This window comes from Nocardia aegles, from assembly GCF_052545135.1.
The window spans coordinates 115,521-128,189 of record NZ_JBQWRI010000013.1; the positions used below are offsets into that span (position 1 = coordinate 115,521).

Sequence of the window (12,669 nt, forward strand, 5' to 3'; positions counted from 1 at the left end):
GGCCTGGCAGTGGCTCATCCCGCCGACCGATCGCGTTTGTGGTCGCCGAACGGTTCGTCGCGTTCCCGGACCGCCGTACGGAAACCGGCCGTGGCGGCTCGGGTCTGGAAGGCATAGCCCTCCGTGGTGTGCCGGGAGATGCCGTCGAAGACGGTGCTGATCATGCCCGAGTTGGCCACGCCCTGGGTGTACAACGCCGAGTTGAGCGCCAGTTTGGCCATCATCAGCTGGTTGATCGGCATGCGCGCGATCCGCGCGACGAATTCCTCGGTGCGCGCGTCGAGTTCGCCGGCGGGCCAGGATTCGATCGCCAGGCCCCACTCCACCGCTTGCTTGCCGGTGAGGCAGTCGCCGGTGAACAGCAGACGCTTGGCGCGCTGGTCACCGAGGCGATGCGCCCACATTCCCCCTGCGGGGACACCCCAGACGCGGGTGGGCGGGTAGCCGATCTTGGTGTCATCGGCGCAGATGATCTGATCGGCGAACAGCGCGATGTCGCTGCCGCCGGCCACGGCGAAGCCGTGCAGCTTGGCCACGGTCGGCTTGTTCGCCTGCAGCAGGCTGGCGAAACCGCGGTTGAAGCGGCTCATCATCGCGTAGTCGATCATCGGGTCCCAGGTGCGCGCCGGATCGTGATTGCGCCCCTGCACCACCGGATCGACGACCGTTCCCGCCGCGTCGGCGGGACCGCCCGCCCCCGCGAAGCTCTGCTCGGCGAACATGCTCAGGTCGTATCCGCCGCAGAACCCCTTGCCGCGCCCGGACAGCAGGATCACGTGCACCCGCGGGTCCAGATCCGCGCGTTCCACCGCGTGCGCCAAGTCGTTGGGCGTGTCGGGCGTGATGGCGTTGCCCTTCTCCGGCCGGTCGAAGGTGATGCGCGCGATGCGGCCGTCCCGCTCGTAGGTCAGGGTCCGGTACTCGCGCGCGTCGTCCGGGTCGGGGCGCCCGGCCCACGGCGAGTCCGGCTGCTCGGTCCATCCGCGGTACCACGCGCCCAGGCCGCCTTCGGCCTGGCTGTCGCTGTCGGTCATCGTTTCCCTTCGACTCTGGTCCGGAACCCGTCTCCGCAGCTACCGGGTGCTATTCATGTGACGTGCATCACTTGTACAACAGATTGTGCCGTCTCGCACGCTCTCGCTATCCTGGCTGCACTTCGAGACCATCGGGTCTCAATGCAGCCTTCGACGGGGCCTTCGACCACCGCACGGCGCCCGGCGGAGGCCATTCCTGCCGGGGAGCGCCTGCGGCGCCTGTACTACCAGGAGCAACGCCATGCGATCGAAGTGGATCTCGGCGGCCATCGGTGTCACGGCGATGGCGCTGTCGTGCGTCGGACCGGGCAGCGGGCCCGCCGTCGCCGAGCCGGAGTGCCCGACCATGTACGTGGTGGCGATCCCGGGCACCTGGGAAACCACCGACCGGCCGGACGGCGAGCGCCCCGGCCCGGGGATGCTGACCGGAGTCACCGACGGACTGCCGCCCTCGGCGCGAGTGGACTACGTCAGCTACGCCGCGACCGCCTTCCCGTGGGAGAGCGAGGTTTACGGCGCCTCCAAACGCGAGGCCGTCGACAACGCGCGCGGCATGATCGGGGCGATGGCGAGGACCTGCGGCGCGACCAAGATCGCCTTGCTCGGCTACAGCCAGGGCGCCGACGCCGCGGGTGATCTGGCCGCCGAGATCGGCACCGGCCTCGGCGTCGTGCCGCCGCAGCGGATCGCGGCGGTCGGGCTCATCTCCGACCCCCGCCGCTCTCCCACCGACGCGCTGGTCGGTCCTCCGGTGGGCGGCGCGGGCGCGGGCGGTCCCCGCATCGGCGGCTTCGGCTGGGTCAGCCCGCAGACCCGCACCATCTGCGCCGCAGGCGATCTGTACTGCTCCACGGCTTCGGACGATTTCGTGACCCGCTTCGCGGGCTTCCTGGCCCAGACCTCGCGTCCCGACCCGGCCAACCTCTGGCGCTACCAGCTGGAAATGGGAGCCATCGTCGGCGATCTGATGTCCAACGGCGGCATCCCCGTGTTGCAGAGCCAGTTGTCGGAGTCGGCGAACCAGGAACGGGCCCGATTGCTGGACGAGTTCTACCGCTCTCAGGCACATACCGCCTACGGCAGCTACCGCGTCGGCGACGGAGCGACCGCGCTGTCGTGGATGCACAACTGGCTGGCGTCGCTGGCCTGAGTCAGGGAGCGAGCCTGCGCGCGACCTCGCCCAGACCGTCGGCGACGGCACTCTGCTGGGCGGCGCTGAGCACGTCGACGAGGACGCGGCGGACGGTCGCGACATGCTCCGGCGCGAGCTGCGCCAGCCTGTCCCGACCCGCTTCGGTGAGCACGGCGATGACGCCACGCACATCGGTCGGGCAGGTCTCGCGCACCAGCAGCCCGGCCTTCTCCAGCTGCGTCACCTGGTAGGTCAACCCACTTTTGGAGGTGTAGAGCGCGTCGGCGAGTTCCGTCATCCGCAGGCGGCCTTCGGGCGCGTCGGCGAGCCGCACCAGCACCTCGTACTGCGTGTGGGACAGCCCTTCCCGCTTGAGCTGCCGTTCCACTTCGCGGCCCACCAGCGCGCCCGCCGCGAGGAAGCTCTCCCATACCTGCATCTCGCGCGCGTTCAGCCACCTGGTCTCCACAGCTCCACCCTAGCCTTCTTGTTCCAATTTGAACAACCGTCCAGAAGGTCGGCAGCGGATTCCTCGCCCGCAACCTGCGCGCCGCGGCGGCCGACGAGCACACGCAGCCCTTCACCGCCGAATTCGACGCGCGGGCCGCGAGGCGCCAGCGGCCGGCGACGTCGCTGCTGGATTTCCGGCGCAAGGCGCGGTGGCCCGCCTGGCGCCCCCGCACCGTCATCGACCGGCATGGCGCGACGGTCCGTCCAGCTCGGCCGACCGCCGCGCCGCGTCATCGGATGCGCAGCGCCGTCAGCCGCCAGCCGGCCGAGCGGGTCCGCACGATGCGTGCCGCCAGAGCGAAACGGCGCCCGCCGCGGGCATACGCGGCGAAGACCTCGGCGGTCCTGGCGTCAGCGAGCACGACGCTCACCCGGATCGGCACCGCGACGCCGAGGGCGCGACCCGGGACGTAACGGGCGTCGAGCAATGTGCGCACCGCGGCGACGACCGTGGCGTCGGCGACTACGGCCAGTTGCGGCACAGGTCTCCTGCGGTCGAGCACTTCCAAGACGATGCGGACCGCCGACTCGGCGAACCGCCGTGCGGCCGAATAGGTTTCGCCTGCCGCCGACGCCGCGGGCGCATGACTTCGCCGCACCGCGCTGCGCAGTCCGGCACTCGACCGGCCGGACACGGCACGCGGCCGCGCGCGGCAAGGTAATGCCCGAGCGGGCGCCGGTTCACGAGTATCGGAGCGACTGTCCAAGGGCGGCTCCGGATTCGGAGCAGGCGCCAACCAGTCGTGATATCCAGCCATGCAAATCCCTTCGAAACCGATGGTCGAAACCCTGTGGCGACCGATTCTGCGGACCGAGCGCCGGAAGTCGCGCGTAGTCGGCTACCCGATTCCGGCCCGGATCGGGCGCGTACGACGACCGACCCGGCACCGACGCCACACCGTCACGCGGGGGAATACCCGCACACCCCGCCCTGTTCCTTTGGTTGCCATATCCACCAAATTGAGTCAGACTGAGCACGAAGGAGGCGTCGTGCAGTTCGGAATCTTCACGGTCGGTGATGTGACGGCCGACCCCACGACCGGCCGGACACCGAGTGAGCACGAGCGCATCACCGCCATGGTGACGATCGCGCGCAAGGCCGAGGAGGTCGGGTTGGACGTGTTCGCCACCGGCGAGCACCACAACCGGCCGTTCGTGCCGTCGTCGCCGACGACCATGCTCGGCTACATCGCGGCGCGGACCGAGCGGCTTCGACTCTCCACCGCGACGACCCTCATCACCACGAACGATCCGGTGAAGATCGCCGAGGACTTCGCCATGTTGCAGCACTTGGCCGAGGGGCGGGTCGACCTCATGCTCGGCCGCGGCAACACCGGGCCGGTCTACCCGTGGTTCGGCAAGGATATCCGCGACGGCCTCGCGCTGGCGATCGAGAACTACCACCTGTTACATCGGCTCTGGCGCGAAGACGTGGTCGACTGGGAAGGCAGATTCCGCACGCCGTTGCAGTCGTTCACCTCCACCCCGCGCCCGCTGGACGACGTTCCGCCGTTCGTCTGGCACGGATCTATCCGCAGCCCCGAGATCGCCGAGCAGGCCGCCTACTACGGTGACGGCTTCTTCGCCAACAACATCTTCTGGCCCAAAGAGCACTTCCAGCGGCTGATCGGGCTGTACCGGCAGCGCTACGAGCACTACGGCCACGGCTCCGCCGACCAGGCGATCGTCGGCCTGGGCGGGCAGGTGTTCATGCGCAAGAACTCCCAGGACGCGGTGCGCGAGTTCCGCCCCTATTTCGACAACGCGCCGGTGTACGGGCACGGCCCGTCGCTGGAGGAGTTCACCGAGCAGACCCCACTGACCGTGGGCAGCCCGCAGCAGGTCATCGACAAGACGCTCACCTTCCGCGAGTCGTTCGGCGACTACCAGCGCCAGCTGTTCCTGATGGATCACGCGGGCCTTCCGCTGAAGACCGTGCTGGAGCAGTTGGACCTGCTCGGCGAGGAAGTAGTGCCGGTGCTGCGCAGGGAATTCGCGGCCCTGCGCCCGGCGCACGTCCCGGACGCTCCGACGCACGAGAGCCTGGTCGCCGCCCGCGACACCGCCGTGGAGGCGACCCGATGACCCGCATCGCCGTCGTCTGCGCGGGCCTGTCGCAGCCCTCGTCGACCCGGTTTCCGGCCGGTCGGCTCGCCGCGGCGACCGGCGCCCCCGCTACACCCGATTAGTTCACATCTCGACTATCAAGGAGAACGTCATGTCGACCGGAACCGCCAACACACTGACCGCGGGCACCTGGGCCATCGACCCCGCCCACTCCACCCTCGGCTTCTCGGTGCGCCACCTGATGGTCAGCAAGGTGCGCGGGCGCTTCACCGACTTCTCCGGGAAGCTGGTGATCGGCGCGGACGGCAGCGCCTCGGCCGAGGCCGAGATCCGGGTCGACTCGGTCACCACCGACAACGAGCAGCGCGACGCGCACCTGCGCACCGCGGACTTCTTCCAGGCCGAGCAGTTCCCGGTGGCGACGTTCAAGTCCACCGGTTTCCGGGTGAACGGCGACGATTTCGTGGTGGACGGCGAATTCACCATCCGCGGAGTCACCAAGCCGGTATCGCTCGAGGTGGAGTTCCTCGGCGTCAACCCCGGCATGGGCCACGGCCCGGTCGCGGGCTTCGAGGCCAAGACCGTGATCAACCGCCGCGACTTCGGCATCACCATCGACATGCCGCTGCCCGACGGCGGCGCGGTGATCGGCGACAAGATCACGCTCGACCTCGAAGTCGAGGTCACCCTCCAGGCCTGATCCGGACGCCGTCAGAAGAGTGTCATCGGCTCGGCGGCAGCCGGCTCGGGCAGCGGCTCGAGTTCGGGCAGCCGGGCCCTGACCTCGTCGTGGAAACGGCGGGCCAGCTCCAGTGCGCCCGCATTGTCCGGCGTGTGCAGGAACACCGTCGGCGAACGGCCTTCACGCAGCCATTCGGCGACCGTGCCGACCCACGGCCGCCAGCCGTCGACGGTGCGCCGGACGTCGTCGCGGCCGTGATACCGCACGATCGGGTATTCGGTCAGCGCACGCATCCGGCGCCGCACCCGCGGCTTCTTCGCGGCCGCTTCCTGTTCCGCCGCGCTGGTGGGCGAACCGTCGAAAAGCACTGTGGTGTCGAACGGCACCCACTCGGCGCCGACCCTGGACAGCACATATTCCAGCCTGCGCGCCGCCTGCTCGTCCTCGAAGAACGCGGGGTGCCGTACCTCGACCGCGGCCCGGTATGTATGCGGGAAATGCCGCAGGAACCCGGCCAGCGCACCGAGATCGGTGGGCCCGAACGAACCCGGCAGTTGCACCCACAGAGCGTGGATACGTTCGCCGAGCGGCTCCATCGCGGCGAGGAAGGACCGCAGCTCCTGCTCGACGCCGGTCAGCCTGCGTTCGTGGGTGATCGGCCTGGGCAACTTGAGCACGAAACGGAACGCGGGATCGCATTGCGCCGCCCAGGATTCGACCGTCCGCCGCGACGGCGTCGCGTAGAACGTCGTATTGCCCTCGACCGCGTTGCACCACGTGGCGTACCAGCGCAACCGCTCCCCCGCGGAGAGGTGCCGTTCCTGCCAGGCCGCGTGCGCCCACATCGCACATCCCACGTGAAGCCGCATGCTCTCGACGCTAACCCACGCTCCCGACCCGGTCGCGGGCGCCGGACTCACCGTGCACCCACTTCTCGGACCGCACCCGGCCGATGGCCGGCTCGAGCCGGTGCGAGATCACCCGCTCCCCGAGCGGGTGCGCCGAACCGGCCGACGGCCCGACGGCCGACGACGAATCATTGATCCATACCGCTGTGGCCGCGCGGGGTCGACTCGTCGGTCTCCAGCTGCTCGCCGGCGGGGTGTTCGTCGGCGTGCGTCGGTTTGGTGTGCTCGTCGGCGAAATCCGCGTCTTGCAGCATCGACTCCGCCGTTTCCGGATCGATATTCGGTGTGCTCATACCCCGCGCGTACCCGCGTCCACCGCGTCGACGCAGCCCATGTGGCCCAGCCCGGCAGTACTTCCGCCGTGTCGGGTTGACCTCGACAGCGGTTGAGGATGAAGCATGGTGGCATGACTCGTCCAGCTGATTTCTGGAACTCCGTCTATGACAACGACACCGCCCCCTGGGTGATCGGCGAGCCGCAACCGGCCATCGTCGCGCTGGAGCGGGAAGGCGGCATCACCGGCCGTGTGCTCGCCCCGGGCTGCGGCGCGGGTGAGCACACGATCCTGCTGACCCGGCTGGGATACGACGTGCGCGGAATAGATATGTCGCCGAGCGCGGTGGCGTACGCGCGCGCCAATGCGGCCGAGCAGGGTGTGCCGTCGGCCGTGTTCGAGGTGGCCGACGCGCTTGTCCTCGGCGACCGGCCGGACTTCTCCGGTGACCCGCCCGGCTCCGCGCCCGCGTTCGACACCGTCGTCGACAGCGCGCTGTTCCACGTTTTCGGGACCGACGACGAGGCGCGCGCCGCGTACGTTCGCAGTCTGCACGCGGTGTGCAAGCCGGGCGGCACGGTCTACGTTCTCGCACTCTCGGATGTCGAACCGGGCTTCGGCCCGAGGATCAGCGACACCGTGATCCGGGAGTCCTTCCGCGACGGCTGGACGGTAGCGGACCTGCGGCCGGCCAAGTACCGGGGGCGGGTCACCGACCTGGTCGCCCAAGAGGTGACGGACCTGGAGATCTCCGAGTCGGGCCGGGTCGACGCCGCCGCCTGGCTGGCCCGCATCCGCCGGCTGTGAACCGTCCCCCGCGGACTGCCTCAGCGCTGCGTTTGCCGTGAAACCGGACAAATAGCCCGCGACGCGCGGCATCTCGCACTTCGTAGCGACCCGGCCGTCGTCGGACGGAAACCGCTTCCTGTGTGATGGCCGAGAATACGCCGTGGGTCCCCTTCTGGCCGAGGATGTGCTCGGAGCACGGTCGGTAAACTCCGAGGGGGACAGTGGGCGCTCGTGCGCCATTCGTTGCGCCGGGCGAACACAGGAGAGTGCATGGCGATCAGTCGCGTCCGATCCGGACTACTCGTGTGGTCCACCCTGGTCATGGCGGTGCTCGTCGGGGCATGTTCGTCCGCGCCGGGGCCGGGCGGCACACCGGGTGCGGTCGGTCCGGCGCCCGTGCCGATCACCATCACGCCCGCTTCCGGCGCCGGCAATGTCGATCCGCTGACGCCGGTCCAGGTGAGCACCGCCGACGGTCAGCTCACTTCCGTCACCATGACCAACGAGCAGGGCAAGACGGTCGACGGGATCATGACGCCGGACAGGACGGCTTGGAAGCCCACCGAGCCGCTCGGCTACGGCCGCACCTACACCGTGACCGCCACGGGCTTGACCCTCACCGGCCGGACCGGACCGATCACCTCGACCTTCTCCACGCTGACTCCCAACAATCAGACGAAGGTGTCGCTGACCACCACGGGCGGCACGCCACTGTCCGACGGCGGCACCTTCGGCGTCGGCACCGTGGTGGTGGCCCACTTCGACGAGAACATTCCCGACCGCGCCGCCGCCGAGAAGCACCTCTCGGTCACCACCGATCCGCCGGTGCCGGGCTCCTGGTACTGGCTGGACGACCGCAACGCGCACTGGCGTCCGAGGGAGTACTACGCGCCGGGCACCAAGGTCAGCGTGGCGGCGAACATCTACGGCCAGGAACTCGGACGCGGCCTCTACGGCCAAGAGGACACCAAGACCACGTTCACCATCGGCGCATCGCACGTGTCGATCGCCGATGACAACACCAAACAGGTCCAGGTCTTCGAGAACGGCAGGCTGATCCGCACCATGCCGACCTCGATGGGCATGGGCGGCAGCGAGGTCGTCGCGGGCAAGACGATCACGTTCTGGACCCAGCCCGGAATCTACACGGTCATGGACAAGGCCAATCCGGTGATCATGGATTCTTCGACCTACGGCCTGCCGATCAACTCCCGCCTCGGCTACAAGGAGGCCATCGGCTGGGCCACCCGGATCAGCACCGACGGCATCTACCTGCACCAGCTCGACTCGACGGTCTGGGCCCAGGGCAACACCGACGTCTCGCACGGCTGCCTCAACCTCAGCGGCGAGAACGCCCAGTGGTTCTTCAATTTCGCCGTCCCCGGTGACGTGGTGGAGATCCGCAACACCGGCGGCGCCCCGCTGGAGGTCTGGCAGAACGGTGACTGGAGTGTGCCCTGGGACCAGTGGGTGCAGGGCAGCGCCGTCCGCTAGAGCCGACCGTGGCCGGTCTTGCCGATGCGGCTCGGGTACGGCGGCTGTGCGTCCGGATCATTCGACGACGGCCTTGATCCGGTGGAGAGTCTCGCGCATTCCCTCGACGTTGGTCTTGGCGCGCGCCCACCCGGCCAGCAGCCAATACAGCCGCAGCACCGGATTGCCGTGCAGCTGAAAGGACTCGGTGACCTCGGTGCCGCCGTCCACCGGTCGGAGAACATAACGCCAGGTATTGATCGGCATCCCCCGTGGTCCGAGGACGGTGAACGCGAACTCGCGCCCCGGCTCGCAGGCGACGATGCGGCACACCGTCGCATACTTCAGCCCCCAGCCGTTGCGGTTGACATGACCGCGGAACTGCACGCCGACCGCGGGCCCGGTGGCGCCGCCGAGCCACTCCGCGGCGAACGTCTCCGGACTGAACCGCCCGGTGTTCTCGATATCGCTGACCAGTTCCCAGATCTTGCCCGCCGGGGCGGCCATCCAGACCGTGACGCTGCCGTACCCGCGCCGAACGCCAGTAGGCGGTCCGGCCGTCGCGCCCGGCCGCGAACGGGTCACCGCCAAGCGGGCCGCCCAGCCGTCCACGTCGTCCAGCCGCCGGCCCGGCCGCAGCACCCAGCAGGCGGCGAGCAGATCATGACCGAAGTGCGCCAAGGCCGCGTGCTCCGGCCAGTTCTCGCGGGTCCAGTCCGGGTCGTCGGTCGCGGAGTCGATGCCGCTGCGCACCACACCGACCAGCTCGAATTGCAGATGCTGGACCAGCACCCACGCGTCGGCGTCCATCGGCTCGCGGCGCAGCCGATCGAGCAGGGCTTGGGCGGCGGCGCGCACCCGGTGTTCCAGCCAGTGGAAGGTGCGCCGGTGCCCGCGGGGTGCGACGCCGTGCAGCGCGACAACGGCGACGGCGACACCGAGCAGGGTCTCCCACAACCGATCGCGGATCACCGGTGCGATCGGCCCGCCCGTGGTGGCTACGCCACCCGCGATCAGGGCGACCGGGGTGATGAAGACTACGGCCAGCGCGTAATTGCGCGGCACGAACAGCTCGATGCAGAACTGCAGCACGGCGACCAGCGCGACCAGCGCGTAACCGGTCGGCCCGAGCTGGAAGATGAGCGCGAACAGGGCCAGGCCCGCGATGGTGCCGACGAATCGGTGGATGGCCTGGACCTGTCCGCGCACTCGATCGGGTCCGGTCTGCAACACGATCAGGGCACTGAGCACCGCCCAGTGCGGCCGATCCAGACCGAGCAGCGCGCTCAGCGCACCCGCGCCCAGGCACGCCGCGGCGACCCGCATCGCGCTGATCGCCGCGTGTGCGGAGAAGGACAGCGAACGCTCGAGCCGGAAGCCGATCCCGGGGCGGGCGAACGAGACCAACGGGTCGACCAGCAGGTCGTCGGTGTCGTCCTCGGGGGCGTGCCCGGCGAGGTTGTGCCGCGCCTCCTGCAAGGTGGCCAGGAGCTCGGCTTCCCCGGGGTCCGAGGGCAGGCCCGCGTCGTAGACCGCGGCCCACGCGTCGGCCATGGCCGCGCCCGCCCGGTGGCGCAGGTCGATGGCGGGCGTTCCGGCCTCCCGCGCCGCGACGTAGGCGTCGACCGCCCGGACCGCCGCGTCGACCGCCACTCGTTCGGGCTTACGGCGATCCCGCAGCACCCCGGCCATCGAGACGACGATCGCCGCGACGACACCGCAGGCCGTGCAGAACAACAACGTCAGCACCGCGGTCCCGGCCTCGGCGGCTTTCATCGCGCCCGCGCAGACCAGCGCGAAGAACAGTGCACCGGGCGGGCCGAGCCGCAGCGCGTCGATGACGAACACGGCCACGACCGCGATCGCCGACACCACGACGACCATGAGCACGGATGACCCGAACCCGGTGCCCAGCAGGCCGCCGATCAGCGCACCGACACCGCAGGCGGCCAGCAGCGCCGAGCCGGCCGCGAGGACGACCCCGCCGCGCACGCGGAACGGCCGCCCCTCGCCGTACAGCACGGCGAAGGCACCGAACATGACGAACACCGCCGCATCCGGATGGCCGAGACCGGTGATGATCGTGGCGGGGGCGGCGAACGCGAGCGCGGCGCGCAATGCCGCACTCCACCGCCGACCCGCGGGCGGCAAGGCGAACAACAGCGAGCCGACCCGGCCCTTCGGTGGCACCGGATCCGGGTATGTCGCGGCCACCTGCTGTCCTCTCTGCTCTGGATCTGCTCTGGATCTGCTCTGGACGATCTACCTGGTGCACACATTAGATTCGAGGGCATGACCGCCGACGCTCAGATTCCGCTACCCTCGCGCGTCCACGCCTTCGGCGACGACGCGCTCGGTGATCACGACGCGGTCGCCTTGGCCGGGCTGGTGCGCGATGGCGCGGTCTCGCCGCGCGAACTCGCCGCGGCCGCGGTGGCGCGCGCCGAGCAGGTGGAGCAGCTGGCGGCCGTCGCCTACCGGAGCTACGCGGATCCGCTGCTGCCCGCGGAGCGGACCGGCGCCTTCTACGGCGTGCCCAGTTTCGTGAAGGACAACACGGACGTCGCGGGCATGCCGACCAATCAGGGCACGGCCGCCTTCCGCGCGCGGCCCGCCCGCGCGCACAGCGCTTACACCCGGCAGTTCCTCAGCACCGGCCTGACCGTGCTCGGCAAGAGCGCCATGCCCGAATTCGGTTTCAACGCCAGCAGCGAGACCCCGCACTTGGCGCCCACGCGCAATCCGTGGCACACCGGCCATTCGGTGGGCGGCTCGTCGGGCGGAGCCGCCGCACTGGTGGCGGCGGGTGTGGTCCCGATCGCGCACGGCAACGACGGCGGCGGCTCGATCCGCATTCCGGCCGCCTGCGCCGGGCTGATCGGCTTGAAACCGACGCGGGGGCGGCACGTGGTGTCCGGACTGGCTCGCACGCTGCCGGTCGACATCGTCAGTGAAGGCGTGCTGACCAGAACGGTGCGTGATACGGCGATGTATACGGCTGCTGCCGAACGCTATTGGCGCAATCCCACGCTCCAGCCGATCGGCCGCGTCGACGGTCCGCCGACCCGGCGGATGCGGGTGGCGCTGGTGCTCGACAACCTCGCGGGGCCGCTGGCCGCCGGTCCGACACGCGCGGCCGTCGAAAGCGTCGCACGCACCCTCGAATCCGGTGGCCATTCGGTCGAGCCGGTGGCGTTGCCGTTCGACGCCACGATCGAGAGCGCGTTCCTGCACTATTGGGGCCTGCTCGCGGCCGCGATCACCTCGACGGGCCGGTTCATCGACCGCCGGTTCGACGCCCGCCGCGTAGACGACCTGACCACCGGTCTGCGCTCCCTGTTCCTGCGCCGGGCACTGCATGCCCCGCTCACGCTCTACCGGCTCCGCACGGCGGCGGCCACCTACGAGAAGGCACTCGGGCCCTACGACGCGGTGCTGCTCCCCACGCTCGGCCACACCACGCCGGAGCTCGGCTATCTCAGCCCCACCGTGCCGTTCGACGAACTCATCGAGCGGTTGCGCGCCTACGTCTGTTTCACGCCGATCAACAACATCACCGGAACACCGGCCATTACGGTGCCGGCGGGCCTGAGCGACACCGGCCTGCCCGTCGGGGTGCAGTTCGCCGCCACCCGCGGCAACGAGCGCACCCTGCTGGAGCTGGCCTACCTGATCGAGGCCGAGCAGCCGTTCCCCCGTCTGGATCGCTGAGCCGTCCCGAGCCGAATCCGGCAGCGACGGAAGGCCGGAGACGCCGAACCCATAGCCGTCATGCGAGGTCAGGCGCGGCAGGGTGGCGG

General features: G+C 69.8%; 12 protein-coding genes and 1 pseudogene. 6 read left to right on the plus strand and 7 right to left on the minus strand.

What is annotated here, in order from left to right:
• Positions 1 to 14: 14 nt before the first annotated feature.
• Positions 15 to 1,034, minus strand: a complete 1,020-nt coding sequence (locus ACT89H_RS26840; protein ID WP_445111443.1) for a crotonase/enoyl-CoA hydratase family protein — start codon at positions 1,032 to 1,034, stop codon at positions 15 to 17.
• A 241-nt stretch (positions 1,035 to 1,275) separates the two neighbouring features.
• On the opposite strand from ACT89H_RS26840, the gene ACT89H_RS26845 reads away from it, so the two are divergent.
• Positions 1,276 to 2,184, plus strand: coding sequence for a cutinase family protein (locus ACT89H_RS26845; RefSeq protein WP_445111444.1), 909 nt, complete (start codon positions 1,276 to 1,278; stop codon positions 2,182 to 2,184).
• A gap of 1 nt (position 2,185) precedes the next feature.
• Here the strand turns inward: ACT89H_RS26845 and ACT89H_RS26850 are convergent, their stop codons facing one another.
• Together ACT89H_RS26850 and ACT89H_RS26855 are read right to left on the minus strand one after the other, a co-directional pair.
• Positions 2,186 to 2,635: a MarR family winged helix-turn-helix transcriptional regulator gene (locus ACT89H_RS26850; protein ID WP_445111445.1), complete on the minus strand. Its 450-nt coding sequence runs from the start codon at positions 2,633 to 2,635 to the stop codon at positions 2,186 to 2,188.
• A 271-nt stretch (positions 2,636 to 2,906) separates the two neighbouring features.
• Positions 2,907 to 3,275: an Rv3235 family protein gene (locus ACT89H_RS26855; protein WP_445111446.1), complete on the minus strand. Its 369-nt coding sequence runs from the start codon at positions 3,273 to 3,275 to the stop codon at positions 2,907 to 2,909.
• Positions 3,276 to 3,666: 391 nt separating this feature from the next.
• On the opposite strand from ACT89H_RS26855, the gene ACT89H_RS26860 reads away from it, so the two are divergent.
• Positions 3,667 to 4,761: an LLM class flavin-dependent oxidoreductase gene (locus ACT89H_RS26860; protein WP_445111447.1), complete on the plus strand. Its 1,095-nt coding sequence runs from the start codon at positions 3,667 to 3,669 to the stop codon at positions 4,759 to 4,761.
• 133 nt (positions 4,762 to 4,894) lie between these two features.
• Positions 4,895 to 5,443, plus strand: a complete 549-nt coding sequence (locus ACT89H_RS26865; RefSeq protein WP_445111448.1) for a YceI family protein — start codon at positions 4,895 to 4,897, stop codon at positions 5,441 to 5,443.
• Positions 5,444 to 5,454: 11 nt separating this feature from the next.
• Here the strand turns inward: ACT89H_RS26865 and ACT89H_RS26870 are convergent, their stop codons facing one another.
• Entirely contained in the window at positions 5,455 to 6,294 is an 840-nt protein-coding gene (locus ACT89H_RS26870; RefSeq protein ID WP_445111449.1) for a DUF72 domain-containing protein, read from the minus strand.
• 167 nt (positions 6,295 to 6,461) lie between these two features.
• Complete coding sequence (locus tag ACT89H_RS26875; protein WP_445111450.1) at positions 6,462 to 6,626, minus strand: hypothetical protein; 165 nt, start codon at positions 6,624 to 6,626, stop codon at positions 6,462 to 6,464.
• Between the two features lie 113 nt (positions 6,627 to 6,739).
• On the opposite strand from ACT89H_RS26875, the gene ACT89H_RS26880 reads away from it, so the two are divergent.
• Together ACT89H_RS26880 and ACT89H_RS26885 are read left to right on the plus strand one after the other, a co-directional pair.
• The gene (locus tag ACT89H_RS26880; protein WP_445111451.1) at positions 6,740 to 7,414 is read left to right on the plus strand and encodes a class I SAM-dependent methyltransferase; all 675 of its coding nucleotides are present in this window, start codon (positions 6,740 to 6,742) and stop codon (positions 7,412 to 7,414) included.
• A gap of 252 nt (positions 7,415 to 7,666) precedes the next feature.
• Positions 7,667 to 8,890 (plus strand): L,D-transpeptidase, encoded by a 1,224-nt coding sequence (locus tag ACT89H_RS26885; protein ID WP_445111452.1) that lies wholly within the window; start codon positions 7,667 to 7,669, stop codon positions 8,888 to 8,890.
• A gap of 57 nt (positions 8,891 to 8,947) precedes the next feature.
• On the opposite strand, the gene ACT89H_RS26890 is transcribed toward ACT89H_RS26885, so the two are convergent.
• Positions 8,948 to 9,376 (minus strand): SRPBCC family protein, encoded by a 429-nt coding sequence (locus ACT89H_RS26890; protein WP_445111491.1) that lies wholly within the window; start codon positions 9,374 to 9,376, stop codon positions 8,948 to 8,950.
• Positions 9,377 to 9,799: 423 nt separating this feature from the next.
• Positions 9,800 to 10,909: pseudogene (locus tag ACT89H_RS26895) on the minus strand (FUSC family protein); the annotation flags it as partial.
• 252 nt (positions 10,910 to 11,161) lie between these two features.
• Between ACT89H_RS26895 and ACT89H_RS26900 the strand changes: the two are divergent.
• Positions 11,162 to 12,580 carry an amidase gene (locus ACT89H_RS26900; RefSeq protein WP_445111453.1) on the plus strand — a complete coding sequence of 473 codons (1,419 nt, stop codon included), beginning with the start codon at positions 11,162 to 11,164 and terminating at the stop codon, positions 12,578 to 12,580.
• Positions 12,581 to 12,669: the final 89 nt, after the last annotated feature.

What these genes read in the sequence shown, in the direction of transcription:
- ACT89H_RS26840 (WP_445111443.1), bottom strand. Translation starts at nt 1,034, where the DNA reads ATGACCGACAGCGACAGCCAGGCCGAAGGCGGCCTGGGCGCGTGGTAC.
- ACT89H_RS26845 (WP_445111444.1), top strand. Translation starts at nt 1,276, where the DNA reads ATGCGATCGAAGTGGATCTCGGCGGCCATCGGTGTCACGGCGATGGCG.
- ACT89H_RS26865 (WP_445111448.1), top strand. Translation starts at nt 4,895, where the DNA reads ATGTCGACCGGAACCGCCAACACACTGACCGCGGGCACCTGGGCCATC.
- ACT89H_RS26870 (WP_445111449.1), bottom strand. Translation starts at nt 6,294, where the DNA reads ATGCGGCTTCACGTGGGATGTGCGATGTGGGCGCACGCGGCCTGGCAG.
- ACT89H_RS26875 (WP_445111450.1), bottom strand. Translation starts at nt 6,626, where the DNA reads ATGAGCACACCGAATATCGATCCGGAAACGGCGGAGTCGATGCTGCAA.
- ACT89H_RS26880 (WP_445111451.1), top strand. Translation starts at nt 6,740, where the DNA reads ATGACTCGTCCAGCTGATTTCTGGAACTCCGTCTATGACAACGACACC.
- ACT89H_RS26885 (WP_445111452.1), top strand. Translation starts at nt 7,667, where the DNA reads ATGGCGATCAGTCGCGTCCGATCCGGACTACTCGTGTGGTCCACCCTG.
- ACT89H_RS26890 (WP_445111491.1), bottom strand. Translation starts at nt 9,376, where the DNA reads ATGGCCGCCCCGGCGGGCAAGATCTGGGAACTGGTCAGCGATATCGAG.
- ACT89H_RS26900 (WP_445111453.1), top strand. Translation starts at nt 11,162, where the DNA reads ATGACCGCCGACGCTCAGATTCCGCTACCCTCGCGCGTCCACGCCTTC.